Annotated in this window: 14 protein-coding genes and 1 pseudogene; 1 reads left to right on the top strand and 14 read right to left on the bottom strand. The window is 42.2% G+C overall.

What is annotated here, in order from left to right; translation table 11 throughout:
* Nucleotides 1-105: 105 nt before the first annotated feature.
* The 5 genes from HFM85_RS06160 to HFM85_RS06140 form a co-directional block, all read right to left on the bottom strand.
* Nucleotides 106-333, bottom strand: coding sequence for a DUF5348 domain-containing protein (locus HFM85_RS06160; RefSeq protein ID WP_008373546.1), 228 nt, complete (start codon nucleotides 331-333; stop codon nucleotides 106-108).
* 174 nt (nucleotides 334-507) lie between these two features.
* Nucleotides 508-747, bottom strand: coding sequence for a hypothetical protein (locus HFM85_RS06155; RefSeq protein ID WP_004850590.1), 240 nt, complete (start codon nucleotides 745-747; stop codon nucleotides 508-510).
* 67 nt (nucleotides 748-814) lie between these two features.
* Entirely contained in the window at nucleotides 815-1,897 is a 1,083-nt protein-coding gene (locus HFM85_RS06150; protein ID WP_055247529.1) for an AAA family ATPase, read from the bottom strand.
* A gap of 169 nt (nucleotides 1,898-2,066) precedes the next feature.
* The gene (locus tag HFM85_RS06145) at nucleotides 2,067-3,158 is read right to left on the bottom strand and encodes a site-specific integrase (RefSeq protein WP_173739181.1); all 1,092 of its coding nucleotides are present in this window, start codon (nucleotides 3,156-3,158) and stop codon (nucleotides 2,067-2,069) included.
* A gap of 11 nt (nucleotides 3,159-3,169) precedes the next feature.
* On the bottom strand, nucleotides 3,170-3,364 hold the full coding sequence (locus HFM85_RS06140) for a MerR family transcriptional regulator (protein ID WP_004850599.1): 195 nt from the start codon (nucleotides 3,362-3,364) through the stop codon (nucleotides 3,170-3,172).
* A gap of 232 nt (nucleotides 3,365-3,596) precedes the next feature.
* Between HFM85_RS06140 and HFM85_RS06135 the strand changes: the two genes are divergently transcribed.
* On the top strand, nucleotides 3,597-4,079 hold the full coding sequence (locus tag HFM85_RS06135) for a helix-turn-helix domain-containing protein (RefSeq protein ID WP_008790928.1): 483 nt from the start codon (nucleotides 3,597-3,599) through the stop codon (nucleotides 4,077-4,079).
* 258 nt (nucleotides 4,080-4,337) lie between these two features.
* Here HFM85_RS06135 and tuf read toward each other — a convergent pair whose 3' ends face one another.
* The 9 genes and pseudogenes from tuf to HFM85_RS06090 form a co-directional block, all read right to left on the bottom strand.
* Nucleotides 4,338-5,531 (bottom strand): elongation factor Tu, encoded by a 1,194-nt coding sequence (gene tuf / locus HFM85_RS06130; RefSeq protein ID WP_118515188.1) that lies wholly within the window; start codon nucleotides 5,529-5,531, stop codon nucleotides 4,338-4,340.
* A 125-nt stretch (nucleotides 5,532-5,656) separates the two neighbouring features.
* Nucleotides 5,657-7,780, bottom strand: a complete 2,124-nt coding sequence (gene fusA / locus HFM85_RS06125) for an elongation factor G (RefSeq protein ID WP_274602634.1) — start codon at nucleotides 7,778-7,780, stop codon at nucleotides 5,657-5,659.
* An 18-nt stretch (nucleotides 7,781-7,798) separates the two neighbouring features.
* Entirely contained in the window at nucleotides 7,799-8,269 is a 471-nt protein-coding gene (gene rpsG, locus HFM85_RS06120) for a 30S ribosomal protein S7 (RefSeq protein WP_207660371.1), read from the bottom strand.
* Between the two features lie 229 nt (nucleotides 8,270-8,498).
* Nucleotides 8,499-8,918 (bottom strand): 30S ribosomal protein S12, encoded by a 420-nt coding sequence (gene rpsL, locus HFM85_RS06115; RefSeq protein WP_119240298.1) that lies wholly within the window; start codon nucleotides 8,916-8,918, stop codon nucleotides 8,499-8,501.
* A 284-nt stretch (nucleotides 8,919-9,202) separates the two neighbouring features.
* Nucleotides 9,203-9,832, bottom strand: coding sequence for a hypothetical protein (locus HFM85_RS06110; protein WP_173739067.1), 630 nt, complete (start codon nucleotides 9,830-9,832; stop codon nucleotides 9,203-9,205).
* A gap of 150 nt (nucleotides 9,833-9,982) precedes the next feature.
* Nucleotides 9,983-12,520: a YfhO family protein gene (locus HFM85_RS06105; protein WP_173739068.1), complete on the bottom strand. Its 2,538-nt coding sequence runs from the start codon at nucleotides 12,518-12,520 to the stop codon at nucleotides 9,983-9,985.
* A 509-nt stretch (nucleotides 12,521-13,029) separates the two neighbouring features.
* Entirely contained in the window at nucleotides 13,030-13,434 is a 405-nt protein-coding gene (locus HFM85_RS06100) for an amino acid-binding protein (RefSeq protein ID WP_119240301.1), read from the bottom strand.
* 99 nt (nucleotides 13,435-13,533) lie between these two features.
* Nucleotides 13,534-13,686, bottom strand: a pseudogene (locus tag HFM85_RS06095) (sporulation transcriptional regulator SpoIIID); the annotation flags it as partial.
* Entirely contained in the window at nucleotides 13,673-15,208 is a 1,536-nt protein-coding gene (locus tag HFM85_RS06090) for a recombinase family protein (RefSeq protein WP_117593509.1), read from the bottom strand. The gene HFM85_RS06090 and the pseudogene HFM85_RS06095, both read right to left, overlap by 14 nt.
* Nucleotides 15,209-15,238: the final 30 nt, after the last annotated feature.

The raw sequence follows: 15,238 nt of genomic DNA, 5'->3' as shown, positions 1-15,238 counted from the left end.
GATACGGCGGTTTTGTTACTTTTGTCAAAAGTAACGCAAAAGCACTTTCGACAGCCGTACCGTCCATCAAAAGTACCCTTGCGCCCTCCGGGGGTACAGAGACCTTTACTCCGGTATCCTTGCCCGAATATATTCCAAATCACCACAATACGGTGTCCCTACAAGATACCATTCTCTTGCAGGATTCATTTCCATTCTGGTCTGAACCCATTCATCATCAAGCAACACTTCCAGGCATTCTCCACAGTGAAATCCTGTATCAATCCATAGATCTGATGATAATAATCCATATCTTTTGTTATAACTGTTATATCCTAATCTTCCTTCTCTCATTGTGCCAATCTCCTTTCATCTACCGTTTCCGCAGGGGCGCCCTGAATCAGGGCTCCCTTTTGAAAATTCTCTTCTACGCCAGTCAACTCCCGACTACACCTTACCAACATTCTCCTTGTCTGCTATCTACAGGTGCGTGACACGCTCCTGTAATAAAGTGTTCAGAAAGAATCTTTACCATCGAAAGTTCTCCGGTATTCCCCGTCTGTCCAGATATTCCTGCCGGAACTTTTCTCTTTCTTCTTCCGTTGGTGCTGTTTTGGATTTGCTGTATACTTCACGATTCACCATTGCATCCAGTTTTTTCTCCAATCCCAACCGGATTATTTCTTCGCCATCGTAGTTATCCATCAAAAAATATTGTAAGAGCTGAAAGAATAACTCGTATGGAATCTGTACACTTTTATTTTGCATCTGTTCTCCTTTCAAGATAGCAAGATTCCCTCTTCTTAAGAAATGGTAATCTTGCCATCTTCCATTTTTATTCTGGCAACATCCAATACCATTGCTTTCCACGTTTTACGGAATCAATTTCAAGTTCCCGTTTGGCGTTCCATAGCGTTTTACTTTTGATTCCTCTGGCTTCTGCTTCTTCTGCAATTTTCTTCTGAGTCATTCCTCCATTTGCCAGTATCTCAAGGAGAAATTCTTTTGCTTTCCGACTTTTCTGTCCTCTTCCGTCTCCATTAAGAAGTTCATCGGCACTGATATCATATTCTCCAATCCATTCAAACCCATTATTCTTATCCAGTCTGAATGCAATGGACGTTCCTTCCGGTGCAAGAGAACTCTTCGTATGACATACCACTCTTACTTCCGGTTCATCTTTCACTCGCCCGACAATCAGAACACTTCTTGCAGCAGCCTGAAAATCAATGGATCCAAGTCCTCGATAAGAAGATTTGCCGTTGCTGTTTTTGTTCATATGACCGATTAAAATGACTGCACAGTGATATTTTTCTGACAGCACTGCGATACGCTTCATCAGTGGTCTGATCTCATTTGCCCTGTGCATATCTACGTCCGCTCCCAGAAAGCCCTGTATCGGATCAAGAACAACCATTTTTGCTTTTGTCTGCACGATTGCTTCTTCCAATCTGACATCTGCCATTGTCAGTGGCTGGTCACTGTCATCAATCACCAGCACCTTTGAACAATCTGCACCTGCAGCAAGTAATCTGGGTTTGATAGTATCTCCAAGTCCATCTTCTGCTGTCTGATAGATTACATTTACAGGTGACACAGAAGACTGTTCCTGCATATTATCTTCAGCATCTAAATCTTCATTCTCACTATCGACTTCATCACTTCGTTTTTCTTTTGTTTTCGTTGTATCAGTAACAGGAAGAATCGGCTCTCCTCTGGTCAGTTTTGCAATAATCTGAAGTACCATCGTTGTCTTGCCTTCTCCTGGATCTCCCTGTATAATGGTCACTTTTCCATAAGGAATAAACGGATAAAGCAGCCATTCTACCTGTTCCACCTCTACTGAATCCATATTGATCAGTTTCAGTTTTGGTTCTATTCTACAATTCTCAATTTTATTTTTTTCATTCATATTCATTCCATCATCTCCTCTTGCCCTTCCGGGCAAGTCTCTGATGAACAGATATTCGGGAATTGTCGTATTTCCCGATTCGTGATATACTGAATCTGCCAAGATGGTATATCAGTGAATCTGATTATCAGAGAACTTGCTCAGATTATTTATCTGGGCTTTTTCTTTTGCCTTTTCAACATTCATCTCTTTCTTCTCCCAATCCGGTAACAGCATTTCCATTTTCATTATCCAGAAGATTTGCAATCTTTCTCTGCTGATTTGGATAAAGATGTCCATAAGTGTTCAATGTGATACGAATATCTTTATGACCTAATCTGTCCCGAATCAATAACGGTTCCACACCTTTCTCAATAAGATAAGCCACATGGCTGTGCCTGATATCATGCACTCGAATTTTCTTCACTCCTGCCAGCTCAATCTGCCGTTTCATCTTATGCTGTACCGCTTCCTGAACAACCGGAAATAATCTTTCTGTATCCGGCATTCCGTAATGACCATCTACAAATTCCTTAATTTCCTCTTTCAGAAATTCCGGAATTTCGATTGTCCGAAAGGACTGTTTTGTTTTCGGTTCTGTGATAATATCCTGCATTCCTGTCCGGTAATAAGTCTTATTGATACTAAGCCGATTCTTTTCAAAATTGATATCAGCTTTTGTAATCGCAAGCAGCTCCCCGATCCTGCATCCAGTCCAGAACAACATCTCAAACATAAGATAATATCTTGTTCCCGGCTCCATTGTCTGTATAAACTGTTTGTACTCGTCCAGTGTCCAGAAGTTCAAACTTCTCGAATCTGAATTTCCCATTCGTTTCACTTTCTTGCATGGATTAACCGGCAGATCATAGATTTTAGCTGCATGTGTAAACAGGCTGGTCAACTGATTCTGTATCATTCTCAAATAAGAATCTGAATATCCTTTCTTCTGTATTTCATTCTGCCACTGAATAATCTGCGAAGCCTTGATCTCACTCATCATCTGATTTCCAAAATATGGAACTATATGCTGTTGCATCATATATCTTTTATTTTTGATTGTTCGATCTTTCAGATCATTTTGTTTGTCTGAAAAATAAATCTCAATAAAATCGCTCAGCTTCATATCCATATTTCGCTCATTGCTCAACTTTTTGCTTCGTTCAAACTCCAATGCTTCTCGCTTTGTTTCAAATCCACGCTTTCTGCGTTTTTTCTTCTCACCCATGACATTTGTCTCAAACCACTGGGCTGTCCATTTTTTTGTGTCTTTTTCTCTGTAAGCCATATTGATCCTCCCTAATTTCCTGCTATTTCATAGCCATACATCTTTTTTGCCCAAAACGCCTTTGGTATTCTTCCAGCCATCGTAATATATCCCTGTGCAGATAATTCTTTATTCATAGCTTTCACCAGTTTATAGGCATGAGATTTTGAGCAGTTTAATTCCTGTGCCACTTCATCAGCACTCATCATATAATTGTAACTTGCCATATTGCCTCCTCCTTTCCTCTCCAGATATAGAATACGTTTACTGTATTTCTATATCTGTACGATTTTCGTAAATTGATAATATCATGTATTTCTATCGTTGTCAATATTTCGTAAACACATTTTTACGAACTTCGTACACTATTTTTTCTTTATTTTATTCCACGTCTGTGTTATGATATTTTATAGATTTATGTTTTTCGTAATTTTCTAATATATGAAAAAGGAGGATTCTATGGGTGACGGTAAAAATTTAAAGAAATATCTTGATGAAAAAGGCACAAATGTCCGCAAAATTGCAAAGGCAACCGGAATCAGTGCTACAACCTTATATTCAATTATTCAAAAAGATTCCAATATTCGATTTGATTTTGCATTAAGACTTGCGAATGAATTGCAAATTGATGTGAATGAGATATGTTCTGCCAGTCCATTTTCTGGCACAATTAAGGAAGAAGAGATTTATCCTACACTTCCAGACGGTTTGAACGGAGCATTAGACGCAAGTCGTGTAAAGACTTACTTAAAAAATTCTATGTATCCGCTGATGTACCTTTTCGGTAAGAACAGTATGCCTGATGTAGATAATCTGCTTACATCGTTCTATCAGCTTGATGATGAATCCAGACAGGAAGTTGTGGAAACTATCCGTCTGAAACTACAATATCATCGTGATCCGGAACGTGCTGAACAGATCAAACAGATCAAAGGCTGGTAAAAAATTACTCCTGTGAATAGCAAACATTCGCAGGAGTTTCTTTTTGGCACCGTTTTGGCACCGCTGGTCTTATTTTTCAATTATAAATTTATCTGTATTTCATCTTGCTGATAAATGTTTCGCTATTGCAAATCTGATAAATTTACGAATAATTCTTTTCTTAGAGTACAGAAAAACCCCAGAAACACAAGGTTTCTGGGGTATCTTACGTTTGGACACAGAGTGTACTCCTGACACTCAATTTATATCAAGTTATAATTACTCGATGATTGTAGCAACACGACCTGAACCTACAGTACGGCCACCTTCACGGATAGCGAATGTAAGACCCTGGCTCATAGCGATCGGATGAATCAGCTCGATTGTCATCTCGATGTTATCTCCAGGCATGCACATCTCTGTTCCCTCTGGAAGGTTGCAAACACCTGTTACGTCTGTTGTTCTGAAGTAGAACTGCGGACGATAGTTGTTGAAGAATGGTGTATGACGGCCACCCTCGTCTTTAGTCAGAACGTAAACCTGAGCTGTGAATTTTGTATGGCATGTAAGTGTTCCCGGTTTAGCAAGAACCTGTCCACGCTCGATCTCGTTTCTCTGAACACCACGAAGAAGTGCTCCGATGTTATCACCAGCCTGAGCCTCATCAAGAAGTTTACGGAACATCTCGATACCAGTTACAACAACTTTACGAGTCTCCTCTTTGATACCAACGATCTCAACCTCATCAGATACGTGAAGAACACCAGCCTCAACTCTACCAGTTGCAACTGTACCACGTCCTGTGATGGAGAATACGTCCTCTACAGGCATTACGAACGGTTTATCTGTGTCACGCTGTGGGTCTGGAATGTAGCTGTCAACAGCATCCATAAGCTCCATGATCTTGTCGCCCCACTCGCTGCTCGGATCCTCAAGAGCTTTAAGAGCAGAACCCTGGATAACCGGGATGTCATCTCCTGGGAAGTCATACTCGGAAAGAAGCTCACGGATCTCCATCTCTACGAGCTCAAGAAGCTCCTCATCGTCTACCATATCACATTTGTTCATGAATACAACGATGTAAGGAACACCTACCTGACGGGAAAGAAGGATATGCTCTTTAGTCTGAGCCATAACACCGTCTGTAGCAGCAACAACAAGGATAGCACCATCCATCTGAGCTGCACCTGTGATCATGTTCTTAACGTAGTCAGCATGTCCTGGGCAGTCAACGTGTGCATAGTGTCTATGCTCTGTCTCATACTCAACGTGTGCTGTAGAAATTGTGATACCACGCTCTCTTTCCTCTGGAGCCTTATCGATGTTAGCGAAATCTGTAGCTGTATTTCCTGCTACTCTCTCAGACAGAACTTTTGTGATAGCTGCTGTTAAAGTTGTTTTACCATGGTCAACGTGTCCGATGGTACCAATGTTACAATGCGGTTTTGTTCTCTCAAACTTAGCCTTTGCCATTTTAAAATGTCCTCCTTAAAAAACTTGACTCTGTAATCAGAGCATTTTTTCAGATTTAAACTTGCTAACCTTGATTATATTGCAAACCAAGGTTATTTGCAAGCATTTTATTTATTTATAGTGGATCAGTCCTTCTTAGAAAGGATCTTCTCCTGTACAGACTTCGGAACCTGCTCATATTTCTCAAAGAACATAGAGTAGTTACCACGTCCCTGTGTTCTGGAACGAAGGTCTGTAGCGTATCCGAACATCTCGGAAAGCGGAACATATCCACGGATCATCTTACCGCCGCCGATATCTTCCATACCCTCGATACGTCCACGACGGGAGTTGATATCACCGATAACGTCACCCATGTAATCCTCTGGTGTAGTAACTTCGACCTTCATGATTGGCTCAAGAAGAACCGGAGCTGCTTTCTGCATAGCATCCTTGAATGCAAGAGAACCTGCAATGTGGAATGCCATCTCAGAAGAATCGACTTCATGGTAAGAACCATCGTATACATTTGCATGTACACCAACTACCGGGAATCCTCCGAGGATACCAGCTTTCATAGCTTCCTCGATACCTTCGCCAACTGCCGGGATGTATTCCTTCGGAATAGCACCACCAACAACTGTGGACTCGAACTTGTACAGCTCTTCTCCGTTGGCATCCATAGGCTCGAATTTAACTTTACAGTGACCATACTGTCCACGACCACCAGACTGTTTAGCATACTTGCTGTCTACATCAACAGGCTTGGTGATTGTCTCTTTGTAAGCAACCTGAGGTGCACCAACGTTAGCCTCAACCTTGAACTCACGAAGAAGACGGTCAACGATGATATCCAGGTGAAGCTCACCCATACCAGCGATAATGGTCTGTCCAGTTTCCTGATCTGTATGAGCACGGAATGTCGGGTCCTCCTCAGCAAGCTTAGCAAGTGCCTCACCAAGTTTGCCCTGTCCGGCTTTTGTCTTAGGCTCGATCGCGAGCTCGATAACCGGCTCCGGGAACTCCATGGACTCAAGGATTACCGGATGCTGCTCGTCACAGATTGTATCACCTGTTGTAGTGAATTTGAATCCGATCGCTGCAGCGATATCACCGGAGTAAACCTTATCCAGCTCCATACGTTTGTTAGCGTGCATCTGAAGGATACGTCCAACACGCTCTTTTTTATCTTTTGTGGCATTCAGTACATAAGAACCGGAGTTCATTGTTCCTGAATAAACACGGAAATAAGCAAGTTTTCCTACGAATGGGTCAGTCATGATCTTGAATGCAAGAGCGGAGAACGGCTCATCATCAGATGAATGTCTCTCAACTTCGTTGCCGTCAAGGTCAACACCCTTGATAGCCGGGATATCTGTAGGAGCCGGCATATACTCAAGGATTGCATCCAGAAGTTTCTGAACACCTTTGTTTCTGTAAGCGGAACCGCAGCAAACAGGTACTGCTGTACACTCACATGTAGCTTTTCTGAGGACAGCTTTCAGCTTGTCTACAGAAGGCTCATCTCCCTCAAGATACTCCATCATGAGGTCATCATCCAACTCGCAGATCTTCTCGATCAGCTCTGTATGATAAAGTTCTGCATCTTCCTGCATATCCTCCGGGATATCAGTAATGGAGATGTCATCACCCTTCTCATCGTTGTAGATGTATGCTTTCATCTCGAAAAGATCGATGATTCCTTTGAAGTCATCCTCTTTTCCGATTGGAAGCTGAAGACAGATAGCGTTTTTACCAAGACGAGTCTTGATCTGCTCTACTGCACCGTAGAAGTTTGCACCAAGGATATCCATCTTGTTGATGAATGCCATACGAGGTACATTGTAGGTATCAGCCTGACGCCATACGTTCTCTGACTGCGGCTCAACACCACCCTTAGCACAGAAAACGCCGACAGCACCATCAAGTACACGAAGGGAACGCTCAACCTCAACAGTGAAGTCTACGTGTCCTGGTGTATCAATGATGTTGATACGATGCTCAAGAGCACCTGGCTTTGGTTTGCAGTTCTCCTCAAGAGTCCAGTGACATGTTGTAGCAGCGGATGTGATTGTGATACCACGCTCCTGCTCCTGCTCCATCCAGTCCATTGTTGCTGTACCTTCATGAGTATCACCGATCTTGTAGTTAACACCTGTATAATAAAGAATACGCTCTGTAAGAGTTGTTTTACCAGCATCGATATGCGCCATGATACCGATATTTCTGGTTCTCTCTAATGGATATTCTCTTCCTTCTTTTCCAGCCAATGAATTTTCCTCCTCGAATTAGAAGCGATAGTGAGCAAATGCTTTATTTGCCTCAGCCATCTTGTGCATGTCTTCTTTTCTCTTAACGGATGCACCTGTGTTGTTCATTGCGTCCAGAAGCTCATTAGCCAATCTTTCTTCCATTGTCTTCTCGCCTCTCTTACGTGAGAACATTGTAAGCCAACGAAGAGCAAGTGCCTGACGTCTGTCTGCTCTTACCTCGATCGGAACCTGATAAGTAGCACCACCGATACGTCTTGCTTTTACCTCGAGAACTGGCATGATGTTGTTCATAGCCTCTTCAAATACTTCAATTGCTGGTTTACCAGCTTTTTCCTCTACTCTGGCAAATGCACCGTATACAATTTTCTGAGCAACACCTTTCTTACCGTCTAACATGATGTTATTGATAAGTTTGGTAACCACTTTGTTATTGTACATCGGGTCAGCCAGAACGTCTCTTTTCTGAGTATGTCCTTTACGTGGCACGTTACTTCCCTCCTTAATCATATTGATTATATCATCGGTACTCACGCAGTAAAACTATTGCATGTTCGCACTGGTAAGGTCCTATATTTAACCCGCAACCGACAGGGTATATGGAATACCGTACAAATCTTTATAGTCTTCCGCTGTAATACATTAGATGAATAATATCTTTGTAATCCTCCTGATCGTCTGCAATCAGGAAGCGGTGTAGATTTCTGATCTACTTAAATTATTTCTTAGCTTTAGGTCTCTTAGCTCCGTATTTGGAACGAGCCTGTTTTCTGTTAGCAACACCTGCTGTATCAAGAGTACCTCTGATGATGTGGTATCTTGTACCAGGTAAGTCCTTAACTCTTCCTCCACGGATAAGGACAACGCTATGCTCCTGAAGATTGTGACCCTCTCCTGGAATGTAGCTTGTTACCTCGATACCGTTGGAAAGACGAACTCTGGCGATCTTTCTAAGAGCTGAGTTAGGCTTTTTAGGAGTAGCTGTCTTAACAGCTGTACAAACACCACGTTTCTGTGGAGCAGCCTGATCAACTGATTTCTTTCTTAAAGAGTTAAATGTTTTCTGCAGAGCCGGTGCTGTAGATTTCTTAACAGCTGTCTGACGGCCCTTTCTTACTAACTGGTTGAATGTTGGCATTCCATTTCACCTCCCGATTTATTTCTCCATGGGTTATCCCATGGGGCCTTGCGGTTGCTATTTACAAATTACGGCATGCGAAAATATAACGTTTCATTCGCACGCTTGCTCATTATAGACCGTAAATATACGGCTTGTCAAGGTGTTTTACAAAGAATTTTTGCTGATTTTACAGGGGTTCAGCGCAATTTTCTTCATAGATGTCACAACCCTGCAAAAATGACACTTTTACTTCCAGGACCTTGTCTTTCCCGATCTCCGCCATCTTTTCCGAAGAGACTGCTTTATAATTTATTGCATGAACTGCAGTACTGTACCTGTATATCTTTCCCATTTCCCGGAAAAACATTCTGCAAAACGGCTGCTGCTCCAAAAACCTCTGCATTTTCCTCTGTATAACCGCCTTCTTTATCCATCCAGAAATCCACAACCTTCTGTGCATCTTTATACCGTCTGTCTGCGATCCAGGCATAAATCAGCGCAGCTGCCGCAGCCGGATCATTCTCATCCTCTCCATACCATCTCTCGCAGAAATCCCCTGCCTCTTTTTTCTTATTTAAAGACAGCATAGATGATGCCAGACGGAACCGTATATCAGACGGCGATGCCTTTTCCCACGCAAAAAGCTTCAAAAGTTTTCTGCATACTTTTTCCAGCTGTTCCTGCTCCTCTTCCTGTTCCAGAAACTCCATGTAATCATCTAGCCATATCTTCAGATCAAACATAAAATCCGTGCTTCCATCCAGGATAAAAAGCTCCGGTGCGAAATCCCCGTATTTTTTCCGACCATACTCAACGATCTCTGCCAATGTCTCAAACGCCCGGTTCCACACCGTCATATCGGAATCTTCCTTTACCATACCTTCGTAAGACTGTACCATCTGCGTCTCCAGTCTTTTCCACAGTTTTTCCATGATATTTCCCTTTCTTCCAGACAGATCATTCTCTATCTGTCTGCTGACTGTTCCCAACCATTCAGCACCGCACAATCTGAACCAGCTGATTTTTCCGTTATGGCCTCCGCTCCTTCCAGGAAGTATATCACGTCTTTTTCTGTTGAGCTACTATATCCAGGTAAAATATCTCCTTCTCCCGTAATTTTTCCGCTTTCTGCTTCCTGCATACTCTATAATTCCCAGCACAAATACCATTAATATAGAAAGAACTGCTCCCAACCGAAGCCCAGGTGTATGATATTTCATAACAATCTTATGTGCTCCTGCCGAAAGCTTCACCCCGGTAAGTCCCTGCAGGTTCAGTGTTTCCGCTTTTTTTCCATCTACATAAATCCGCATATCCGAATCATAAAAACTGCTAATCATAAGTATTCCGCCCCTTTGCACAGTTATGTTCCCTTTTCCTCCTTCAAGATCTATCTGCTGTAAGGAAAGCTTTTCATAGATTTCATCCAGATCCGTCTCCTGATAAGTTCCGAGAACAGCTTCGTGTATACCGGAATTTGCAGTGATATGAACCATTGTTTCTGTATCATAAGTTCCAAGATCCAGAAAATTATTATTCCAGTAATCTGACTTCTGTTCCTGCCCATTGATCGTAACTGTATCCGGCTCTGTTCCCGGAATGTAAAGATACCCATGTTCGTCTTTTTTCAGTCGGATATTGAAGGCTGCCATTCCGGTAAGTGTTGTCTCAGAGCTGACTGTCTTCAGATTATAAAGTCTTTTCCCTGCAATGCCTCTGAGCAGCCGGTTCTGTACTTCCATTGGATTAGTGCCTGCCATTGCATAATCCACTGCAGAATCACTGACCATATATCCGGCTTTCAGCGCACGGGGATTTTCATACAGGTCAAAAGACAAACTTTCCCCCATCTTCTGATAGGATGTGTTCAATATCCTTGTATTCCGACAGATCAGATAACGGATTCCCAGAAGCATATCCATTGCCTCTGTTGCACCTGCATATTGATAGCGGTTCTCCAGATTTTCAAAACCCATGGTTTTCACAAAATCCCACATTTCTTCCGTATTGGTAGATGAATACATTGAAATTCCATTAAGCTGATACAGAAGTTCCTCATTTCTCACCAGCGGATTCACAATAGCAGCTCTGTAATTTACCTGATCTGCACTTACAGAATCCATAAGTTCACTAACTTCCTGCTCGCTTTCCACATAAATATCACGACTGGCTGTTCCGTTATCTGTAATGCTTACAATCCCGTGGATTCCGGTTTCTGCAAGGATCAACAGCATAAGTATACAGCTGCATATTTTTCGAATTTCCACATGTCCGAAGTGGTTTACCGGAAGTTTTCCACAAATAAAACATTCCGTCCACACAGGTAAAAACATCAGTGCAATAGCACCGGCTGAGAATAAAATTTCTCTGTTTTTCCCACCCAGAATCCCTACAGCTACACAAAATATTTCTGCTGCTGCCAGCCCTGCAAAAAGCCATTTTCTGCTCTGTACGGATATTTTTCCCCAGGCATCACTGGTCACTCTTAGAAGCAGGAACACCAGAACAAAAGCAAATCGGTTGGGAATTCCCACCGGCTTATGCAGCCCGTGAAAAAGAAGATTCAACATCGTTACATGAAACCCTGCAAAATATAAAACGATCAGCAAACCCAGCACGATTTTTTCCACAATTCGGATCTCTTTGTTAAAAAAATACATTCCTGCAAAAAGCAGCACCGCGCAGCCACAGTAAAGGTTCACATCTCCCTGCTCACCTGATTTCACAAAAGACAGGGAATCTTCCATCAACGCGCCAAGCTGCTTCCAGAGATCTCCGTAAACACCGTTCAGTTCGCTTCCTGCCTCTGTTGCTGCAGCTGTTCTGGAAACCGCGATGATTCCGGGGATCAGCGTGATACCCCCTAGGCCTGCTGCCGCAATGGAAGCTCCCGCGAACGTCCCCAGTGAATAAAAAATCTTAGCTCCGCGCTGATCCGTTTTCGTCGCCACCATAATAATGAGATTGGCCAGATAATAAAGTGCTGCAAATACGCACAGCATAAATCCCATATAATAGCTGGTCAGAATACAGTACCCCAGCACCAGGCAATATCTTTTCCATCTTCCGGTATGTACAAACTGTTCTATAAAATATGCCAGCACCGGAAGCATCATAATACAGTCAAACCACATCACATTGCTGTAATAGCCCAGCATAAAATTAGACAGGCCGTACATGCAGCCAAGAGAAACTGCCATGCTGCTTCTGCCAGGATATTTTTTTCCGGAATACCATGCCATGGACACGCTGCAAAGACCCACTTTGACCAGGATCACAGCTGTCACAGCTTCGTTTACGTACATGAATTTCATCAGCAGAAGAACCAGCAAACTGAATGGACTGCAGAGATAATAACAGAATAAGCCATAGAAATTGTATCCCATGGCGTGTGAAGAATAAGTCCATCCCAGACCTTTTCCAAGCTGGCTGGCAAGCTCTTTATAAAAAGCTGTATACTGGTGAACACCGTCTACAACAAGTGCTGACGCCTCCCCAAAGGGATACACGCCTTTTAGGGAAAAACCAGCTGTAAATATGATTACCGGAAACAAAAATGCCAGGATATAGACCCAGACCGGGATTTCGCTTCTATGATTTCGTTTTTTCAGTAATTTCATCGTATTTCCTCTTCCGTCGATTCTTATCAGTCGTCAGGCAGATATTCACCATCTGCATTCAGGTCATGCGGATATTCGCAATCCACTTCGCACTTGCTCATAAAAGCAAACGCTGCGCTTATCTATATTCGAAATGTATTATAACACTTCCTATAATGTATCACGTGTTTGTGAAAATACTGCGAAATTTTTGACTGAATATTACATAAAGAAAAAAGCTGCCATACCATTGGAGACACAGAAAACTCCGCCGATATAACAGCTTTTTTCTGAAGTAACCTGTGTACGCTGATTCACAGGATCCTTCATGGGTGTAATTATTAACTTTATGTGATGAGTTTTTTAGTTCTGCCCTGTATTTATGTCGGATACTTGCATATCCGTAGGTGGCTGATACAGGTTAAGAACTATTATGGTTATATGATAGCATGACCATGTTTATTTGTAAAATTAATATTTAGTTTTTATAATATAGAATTCATTAATAATTGGACATGATCGTTTTATTTCTATAAAACAGAGTATCCTCTGGATTTCAGGCATTCTCTTACTTCCATGATATCTTCTGTATGGAATACCATGATCGGCTTGCCGGAATCACGATTAAAAGAAAGATACAGATAATCCACACTTACGTTACTGTCCTTTAGTGTAAGAAGAAGATCATTGAGATTTCCTGTTTTATCTTCTACTTCTACTCCGATCACCTCAATAACATGACAGAGATAACCGGCACCGATCAGAGCCTCCTTCGCTTTTTCCGGATCAGAAACTACCATTCTTACGATTCCGTACTCAGCACTGTCGTTGGTAACAGATCCCAGAATGTTAATGTCCTCTTCCTTCAGGATCCCTGTGATGTTCTGCATAACGCCCTTCTTGTTCTCTGCGTATATGGATAACTGTTTCAGCATGATAAAAGCCTCTCTTTCTTTCGTGGTGTATTCAATGCCTGGCAAAGCAGCTATTGCACTTATATACAAATCTTCGCACAACTCACCAGGTATGTCAACTTAATTTCGCGCATGCAGATACTTCTCCCGGGTCGCAAGCCCTCCACGGATATGTCTCTCCTGCTTATTCACATCCAGTACCTTCCGCACTTCCACAGCCATCCCCGGATTGATCACCTTCAACCGTTCCACACAGTCCTTATGTTTGGTTGTCACTAATTAGAACGGTTTCATCTAAGCCTAAATCACCGAAGATTCGTAAGTAAATATCTACGTTACCATCCTTGTCTACTTCAATTTTCTGGATAATCCGTTTAAGCTGTGCATTGGTCATCTGGTGAACATCGGAAATATCTTCAATCTCTTTAAACGTGCGATTCAAGATTGTTTCCAGTTGTTCACCTTTTGTCAGGTGATAAGCAACCATTTTCAACTCATTCTCCAGACGCTCGATTTCCTGTTTTGTGCCGCCGATTTTTTCATTCAGTTCCTCACGTGTAATGAGGTCATCGGTGTACATATCCATGTATTTCTGACGCATTTTTTGAAGCTTGTGAAGCTGTGCGTTCAATTCCTTTTCGTAATTCAGGTTCTCATCCTTGGCTTTGTAAACCCTCTGGAATTCGCCTGTTACGTGACGAATTACATTTTTCTTTGCTTTCAGCAGCTCGGAAAAGTATTCGGACAGAACTTCAATCAACTCTTCCTCGTCCACTGTCTGAGCATTCGGGCAGCTATCCGCCCCACGTCCATTATGACCGGAACATACCCAGCGAATATAAGTATTCTTATAAGTACGAACAGTTCGTCGAAATGACCAGCCACATTCCTTACATTTAATCAGAGTAGAAAACAAATACTTATTGCTCTGCCGTTCCTTTGTTAATTTAAAAGTCTTGCTTCTGCACTCCAAAATCTCCTGTGCCTTTTCATACATTTCCGGCTCAATAATCCGCAGTTCCGGACGTTCTGTTACCATCCACTCCGTTTCATCTTTTTCCGTTCTCTGTCCGGTCAGGAAGTCAGTTACTTCCTGCTTTCCATTGATAATTTTTCCGGTATAAAGTTCATTCGTTAAAATCCGGCACGTCGCATTCTGGCTCCACTGACAATTACGCTTTGTTCGGATGCCTTTCGCATTCAGCATGTTTGCAATCTTGGCGGCACCATATCCTTCTTCGATATACCATTTATAAATCTGCCTGATAACAGCTGCTTCTTCCTCGTTGATTGCCAAATTAAAGTAATCTCCAATGGTTTTATCATATCCGTACACAATATTCGGAACTCGTCCTTTTTCAGCATTCATTTTCTTGCCGAATTTCACACGCTTTGAAGTATTGGCACTTTCTTCCTGCGCCAATGCACCGAAGATTGTCAGAACAAATTCACTGTTTCCCATGCTGGTCATGTTGGCCGTCAAAAACTGTGTCTCGATTCCTAATGCTTTCAGTTTGCGGACATTCTGCAGAAGGTCTACAGTATTTCTGGCAAAGCGAGAGATGTCCTTTACTACTACCATATCAAATAGTCCATGTTCAGCATCAGCCATCATGCGTAAAAATTCTTTTCGATTTTTTATTTTCGTGCCTGAAATACCCTCATCTGCATATAATCTAACTAAGTTGTCACCAGTACGCTGGGTGTACTCAGAGAAAAATTGCTTTTGAGCTTCCAGACTGTTGAGCTGATCAGCTTTATCAGTGGAGACACGACAATAAGCAGCTATATTCATATCTAATACCTTTCTGTTATATTTAAGTCG

Source organism: Blautia schinkii, assembly GCF_013304825.1.
Lineage (GTDB): Bacteria > Bacillota > Clostridia > Lachnospirales > Lachnospiraceae > Blautia_A > Blautia_A schinkii_B.
Note: the sequence above shows the minus strand (reverse complement) of the source record. Positions and strands in the feature narration are given on the sequence as shown.